Source organism: Acinetobacter sp. ANC 4218, from assembly GCF_002135245.1.
GTDB lineage: Bacteria > Pseudomonadota > Gammaproteobacteria > Pseudomonadales > Moraxellaceae > Acinetobacter.
On record NZ_NEGD01000016.1, the window covers coordinates 53,883 to 61,002 of the forward strand.

Consider the following 7,120-nt stretch of genomic DNA (forward strand, 5'->3'; position numbering starts at 1 on the left):
AAACCATCAACCAATAAATTCTATTTATTATTATTTCACTGGTCGATAGTGCTTAAGTCTAATCTCCTAAAGTCTATCTAGGACAGAAAATCAACACATGATACAACATGCAGACTGATCTGAATTGCATTGAAATGTACTGCATAAAGATCACTTTAGGGACGACTTATTTCAATTAAAATTCGGGTATTAAAACGTGTCTACATCAGTATTAGTTATTAACTGCGGCTCATCTTCTATTAAATATGCACTCGTTTCAGAACGTCGTGAAGATCGTATTTTTGGTTTAGCAGAAAATTTAGGTTCTGCTGAAGCACGCATTAAGGGTGTCACTGTTGGTGGCGCGCCACTCGAACTGTCTATTCCACATGCCGATCATGAAAAGGCTTTGGAAACCATTTTAGAACGTCTTTCTCATTATAATCCTCAAGCGATTGGGCACCGTGTCGTACATGGTGGCACATTGACCAAAGCTGAGTTATTAACACCAGAAATCATTGATCGTATTCGTGAAGCGACGCCACTTGCCCCGCTTCACAACCCTGCTCACCTTGTAGGAATTGACGCGACCATGCGTTTGTTCCCGGACCTTCCACAAGTGGCAGTATTCGATACAGCATTCCACCAAACCATGCCAGCGCATGCTTACCGTTATGCTGTACCAAAATTCTTATATACAGAGCACAACGTGCGTCGTTATGGCTTCCACGGTACCAGCCATGCTTACGTGTCTGAACGCGGTTCAGAATTGGCAGGCAGCTTAAAACAAGGTGGCTGGTTAACTGCACATTTAGGCAATGGTAGCTCGACCTGTGCCATCTGGAATGGTCAAAGTGTAGATACGTCAATGGGCCTGACCCCGCTTGAAGGCATTGTGATGGGTACCCGTAGCGGTGATGTCGATCCAAGTTTGCACAGCTTCCTGGCTGCCAACTTGGGCTGGGATGTGTATAAAATTGACAGAATGCTGAACAAAGAAAGTGGTTTGCTCGGTCTATCAGACAATCTTTCAAATGACATGCGTACCTTGATTGAAGCATCAGAACAAGGCAATGAAGATGCAACGCTGGCCATTGAAGTATTCTGCTACCGTTTGGCTAAATCTCTGGCTGCTTTAAGCTGTGGCCTGCCACGTCTTGATGGTCTGTTCTTTACCGGCGGTATTGGCGAAAACTCGGCTTATATCCGTGAAAAGACCATGGCTTACTTACCTCACTTCGGTTTCAACTTAAGCAAAGAACAAAACAATAATTTAAAACGCGGTACAGAAGGTCGTATTGATGCTGGCACAGGTCCTCAAATCTGGGTCATTCCAACCGATGAAGAAGGCCGTATTGCCAAAGAAACAGCACACGTTGTAGAAGGCGAGGTAAATCAGTCAGCTGCAAAAAAGCCTGAATGTGAGACTACGATTGCTTAAGCAATCGTAGCCTACTTATGCTTTCAATAAATCCCTTTATGATTTAGAAAAAATTATGAAAACAATACTTTTGGTTCCTACAGAAATTGGTGTTGGCTTAACGTCTGCATGTCTTGGTTTAATTTATGCATTGGAATGCCAAGGTGTAAAAGCAGGTTTTCTAAAGCCTTTCTCTCAAGAATTACAGCCTGAAGCAGATCGCACCACTGCACTGTATCGTCACCTGTTCAAGCATGAAACCGTTGAACCGATTTCCTATGCGGCCCTGACTGAACGTTTAAAAAATGATGAAAATGACGAGCTGCTTGAAGATGCAGTACGTTTACACCGTGAAATTTCCAAACATCACGATGTCATTATTGTAGAAGGCGTGCTACCAAACGGACGTGATCCTTTTGCGACAGAACTCAATGCCACTCTGGCGAAAGCGCTTGATGCCAAAGTGATTATTGTCAGCAATGCCGACATTAACAATGCGGCAAAAACCGCGGCAAAAGTTGACAATCAATTACGCTTCTTTGGTGGTGCGACTTGCGAGCGTACTGCAGGCGTATTGTTCATGCGTACCAAAGGCTTGCCGGAAGATTCTGCACAGATTCCTGTGACGCTTGATCCAAACCTGCGTTTAATTAGCGATACCAACCGATTTGTGAGTGCAATTCAAAGCACGCACCCAATGATTGGTAAAGACTGTATGCCAGTCATTGGCTTAGTTCCATTTAGCAACACTTTAAGTGTGCCACGCATGTCTGACTTGGCTGTGCATATTTCTGCAGAATGGATTAACCAAGGTGAAGCAGCACAACGCCGTGTATTACACAGCAGCTTAATTGCATCAAATATTGAACACGAAATGCATAAATTCGTGGCAGGTGAACTCATCATCAGCGGTTCTGATCGTGTTGATGTCTTGCTTGCAAGTAGCTTGGCAAGCAGTAATGGCATTCCACTGGCAGGTTTGGTTTTAACTGAACATCAGGCACCAAGCACTCAAGCTTTAGAATTCTGTCAAACAGCAATCAAAAATGGCTTGCCAATTTTACACACCAAATTGAGCACTTTTGACACAGCACAACAATTGCTGAATTTAAGCAATGAAATTCCGGTAGATGATACCGAGCGTGCTGAGCAGGTGACCCGTTTCGTGGCCAGCCACATCAATGCAGACTGGTTAACGCAGTTAATCAGCGATACACATAAACCACGTTTATCTCCTTCTGCATTCCGTCATGAACTGGTGCAAAAATCAATTGCAGCGAAAAAGCGCATTGTTCTTCCTGAAGGGGATGAACCACGTACCATTCAGGCCGCAGCAATTTGTCAATCTCGTGGAATTGCCCACTGTATTCTGCTGGCAAAACCTGAAGCTGTGGTTGAAGTAGCAAAAGCACGTGGAATTGAATTACCGCATGATTTAGAAATTCTTGACCCAGACCTGATTCGCGAGAATTATGTCGGAAAAATGGTTGATTTACGTAAAGGCAAACTCAACGAGTTACAAGCGCGTGAACAGCTACAAGACACGGTAGTTTTAGGCACCATGATGCTGGCTCTTGATCAGGTTGATGGCTTGGTATCTGGCGCAGTCCACACGACAGCCAATACGGTTCGTCCTGCATTCCAGTTAATCAAGACTGCACCGGATTACTCACTGGTATCTTCAGTATTCTTTATGCTGTTGCCGGATGAAGTTTATGTTTATGGTGACTGTGCGATTAATCCTGATCCAGATGCAGAACAACTGGCTGAAATTGCTATTCAATCTGCAGACTCTGCTAAAGCGTTTGGTATTGATCCGCGCATCGCGATGATTTCTTATTCAACCGGTACTTCAGGTGCAGGGGCGGATGTAGAAAAAGTAGCCAAAGCGACTGAAATTGCCAAGCAACGCCGTCCAGACTTACTGATTGATGGTCCATTGCAATATGACGCAGCTTCGGTTGAAAGCGTAGGTCAGTCTAAAGCACCAGGCTCGCCAGTTGCAGGTCGCGCGAATGTATTTATTTTCCCTGACTTGAACACAGGTAACACTACCTATAAAGCAGTGCAACGTTCTGCCAATGTGGTGAGTGTTGGTCCAATGTTACAAGGCCTGAACAAACCTGTGAATGACTTATCACGTGGTGCATTGGTCGATGACATCGTGTTCACTATTGCATTGACTGCCATTCAGGCAGAGCAACAAGCGGCTCAATAATTCGTAAATTTAAGTTTTCCAAACCATCTGATTGAAAAATTGGGTGGTTTTTTTTGATATTTTAAAATTTAACTTATCTATTCACCGACATTTTATTAAGCATGGCTTAATCAAAACTTTTGCGCCAACCACACCGTATGCCCTGTACAGTCCTGATCTTCCGCGACCATCTTTACCACTTCAAAACCGTGATCTTTCAATAATTGGCGATATTCATCTTGCGACAAACTGGCATGATACAGTACATCACCAAACAGATCTCCAAGAGTCTCTCCATGACTTGGCCCACTGGTGAACATCAAAGCTGCCCCTGTTTCAGCCAACTTAGAAAACTGAGCAAACATCTTGCGCTGATCATCTTGAGTCAAATGAAAAAAACTGTCCCACGCTAAAATCCCCTGAAACTTTTGCCCTAAATCCAGCTGACGCATGTCTGCCTGAATCCAGTGCTGTTCAGGAGAGTTGTGCTTTGCCATTTCAATCATCGTATCTGAGCTATCCACACCCGTCACGGCATGACCTTGTTCAATTAAATAAGCCGCAACTGGTTTTCCCGAGCCACAGCCCAAATCCAGTATTTGAGCATGTTCAGGAATCAACGAAAGAAAATGATCGAGCCAGGTTTTTTCATACAGAAACTGGCCGCGTAATTCTGTCCATGCACGTGCATGCTTCTTATAAATTTTAATAATATTTTTGGCAAACTCAGACTGATCTTTCATAAGCAGTTTTTCTAAATGTTACTCTCTAGAGTATAGGCAGATTTAGATCTAGATTTGAAGATTTGAAGATTTGAAGATTTGAAGATTTGAAGATTTGAAGATTTGAAGATTTAGAATGTTTTTATTTTTGAGAAAATTTAAAGCAAAAAAAGAAGATAAAGCCTGTGCCTAATCTTCTTGCTGACCGCAACCCTCTCACTGCACGATATAAAGAAAAATTCATGACGGGAGCAATTGAAGGACGTCTGTATTTATCAGATAAGATTTGATGCACTTATGATGTAAAAATTTTAGGACAAATTTATGACAACTTGACCACCTTCAACCCTACTAAGAAAACAGAAAAATTAAATTTTACTTTTCAATAATCCCAGATAAGAAATAAATTAAAACCATGTCAATCAATATTTTAAATGTCATTTTTACCCGAAACAAGGATTACCCTTGTCACCTCTATGACAAAAATCACTAAAAAACGACCATTCATTTGTGCTGAAATTCACCATTAAACTTTCGGCCAAAAAGCACGCAAAATGCCCACAAAACCTGCTTTTTATCTTATAATTTAGCCCGCTAGCTAACAGCCCGCTCAAGAGATATTTGATATGACAACTATTATCAAGCAAGATGACTTGATCACATCGGTAAAAGATGCGCTTCAGTTTATTTCTTACTATCATCCACAAGACTTCATCCAAGCGATGAGCCGTGCCTATGATCGTGAAGAGAACAAAGCCGCAAAAGATGCTATTGCACAAATCTTAATTAACTCCCGTATGTGTGCAGAAGGCCACCGTCCTATCTGTCAAGATACCGGGATTGTGAACGTATTTCTTGAAGTGGGTTTAGACGTTAAATTTGATTTAACCATGAGCCTGGACGATGCAATCAATGAAGGTGTGCGTCAAGGTTACCTGGAAAGCTCTAACGTACTTCGCGCATCAGTTTTAGCTGATCCTGCATTTGGCCGTAAAAATACCAAAGACAACACGCCTGCAGTCATCCATTACAAACTCGTACCGGGCAACAAAGTCGACATTACTGTTGCTGCTAAAGGTGGCGGTTCAGAAAACAAATCTAAACTTGCCATGTTAAACCCATCTGACTCAATCGTGGACTGGGTACTGAAAACTGTTCCAACCATGGGTGCAGGCTGGTGTCCTCCAGGTATGCTCGGTATCGGTATTGGTGGTACTGCGGAAAAAGCCATGATGCTTGCCAAAGAAGCATTGATGGAAGAGATCAACATGGACGAATTACTTCGTCGTGGTCCACAAAGCAAAATGGAAGAACTCCGTATTGAGATCTTCGAAAAAGTAAATGCTTTAGGTATTGGCGCGCAAGGTCTTGGCGGTTTAACTACTGTTCTTGATATTAAAATTAAAGATTACCCATGTCACGCTGCAGGCAAACCAGTCGGTATGATTCCGAACTGTGCTGCAACTCGTCACGCACATTTCCAATTAGATGGTTCAGGTGTTGCTCACATTCAAGCACCTAAACTTGAAGACTACCCGGCTGTAACCTGGGATTCTTCATCTTCTAAACGTGTTGACCTAGACAACATCACACAAGAAGAAATGAACTCTTGGAAACCAGGCGATACTTTATTGCTTAACGGTACAATCTATACCGGTCGTGACGCTGCGCACAAACGTATGGTTGATATGTTGAATAATGGTGAAGAACTTCCTGTAGACCTTAAAGGCAAGTTCATTTATTACGTTGGCCCTGTCGATCCAGTAGGTGATGAAGTGGTTGGTCCTGCTGGTCCAACGACTGCAACACGTATGGACAAATTCACTCGTCAAGTGCTTGAAGCTACTGGCTTGTACGGCATGATTGGTAAAGCGGATCGTGGTTCTGCTGCTGTTGAAGCGATTAAAGACAACAAAGCAACTTACTTGATGGCTGTCGGTGGTGCTGCTTACTTAGTATCAAAAGCAATTCGCGAAGCTGAAGTTGTGGCCTTTGCTGACTTGGGTATGGAAGCAATCTACAAATTTGTCGTTAAAGACATGCCTGTTTCTGTAGCTGTAGATGTGAACGGTACTTCAATTCATGCAACTGCACCTAAAATTTGGCAAGCAAAAATTGGTAAAATTCCAGTCGTTGACGCTGCTGCAAACTAATTTGCCAAAGCTAAAAAAAGCACCCATTAGGTCACTGCTGTCCCACAAATATAACAAGAAGAACCTCAATTGAGGTTCTTCTTGTTTTCGCCATTTTTTATCAGGCACAAAGAGTGACCTTAAAAGTTTCCTTTCAAATAAATTGACCTGAATAATTCGCAGTAAACGCTGAACACTCCATTCTTCTTGTGCCATGTGTTTAGCGAAGTTCACCAGCAAATAGGCGATTAATGCAATCCATATTTGCATTTGTATCGCATTGCGGCTTCGACCTAGAAATGACTTCAGTTTTAAATTCTGCTTGATGGCTTTAAAGAATAACTCAATCTTCCAGCGGTCTTTATAAATTGCAGCAATGGTGGATGCTGCCAGATGAAACTTGTTGCTCAGAAATTCGAATGTTCTTTTCTTATCTGTATCATAAAACTCTATACGTCTTAATAATTTAGGTGCGCCTCTTTTCTTGGCATGCGCACTGCTCAATTCAATACATTCATCCGCAATAATGCCTTTAGTCGCTAATACGCTACGGCTTGATTTAACTTGATAAACTGTCTTTGGGCGTAGCCGAGTTACGAAGCTGACTTTCTGATGTGTCAACTGAGCAAACCATTGATAATCAACATATCCTTTATCAAAGACGATAATG

4 protein-coding genes and 1 pseudogene are annotated in these 7,120 nt (G+C 42.3%); 3 read left to right on the forward strand and 2 right to left on the reverse strand.

What is annotated here, in order from left to right; genetic code table 11:
• Positions 1-196: 196 nt before the first annotated feature.
• A complete protein-coding gene (locus B9T38_RS14565) occupies positions 197-1,420 on the forward strand; it encodes an acetate/propionate family kinase (protein ID WP_086197489.1) in 1,224 nt (407 codons plus the stop codon).
• 55 nt (positions 1,421-1,475) lie between these two features.
• A complete protein-coding gene (gene pta, locus B9T38_RS14570) occupies positions 1,476-3,617 on the forward strand; it encodes a phosphate acetyltransferase (RefSeq protein WP_086197490.1) in 2,142 nt (713 codons plus the stop codon).
• Positions 3,618-3,727: 110 nt separating this feature from the next.
• Here pta and B9T38_RS14575 read toward each other — a convergent pair whose 3' ends face one another.
• Entirely contained in the window at positions 3,728-4,339 is a 612-nt protein-coding gene (locus B9T38_RS14575; RefSeq protein ID WP_086197491.1) for a class I SAM-dependent DNA methyltransferase, read from the reverse strand.
• Positions 4,340-4,944: 605 nt separating this feature from the next.
• Here B9T38_RS14575 and B9T38_RS14580 point away from each other — a divergent pair.
• Complete coding sequence (locus tag B9T38_RS14580; RefSeq protein ID WP_086197492.1) at positions 4,945-6,471, forward strand: fumarate hydratase; 1,527 nt, start codon at positions 4,945-4,947, stop codon at positions 6,469-6,471.
• Positions 6,472-6,525: 54 nt separating this feature from the next.
• On the opposite strand, the pseudogene B9T38_RS14585 reads toward B9T38_RS14580, so the two are convergent.
• Positions 6,526-7,120: pseudogene (locus B9T38_RS14585) on the reverse strand (IS4 family transposase); the annotation flags it as partial.

What these genes read in the sequence shown, in the direction of transcription:
- B9T38_RS14575 (WP_086197491.1), bottom strand. Translation starts at nt 4,339, where the DNA reads ATGAAAGATCAGTCTGAGTTTGCCAAAAATATTATTAAAATTTATAAG.
- B9T38_RS14580 (WP_086197492.1), top strand. Translation starts at nt 4,945, where the DNA reads ATGACAACTATTATCAAGCAAGATGACTTGATCACATCGGTAAAAGAT.
- pta (WP_086197490.1), top strand. Translation starts at nt 1,476, where the DNA reads ATGAAAACAATACTTTTGGTTCCTACAGAAATTGGTGTTGGCTTAACG.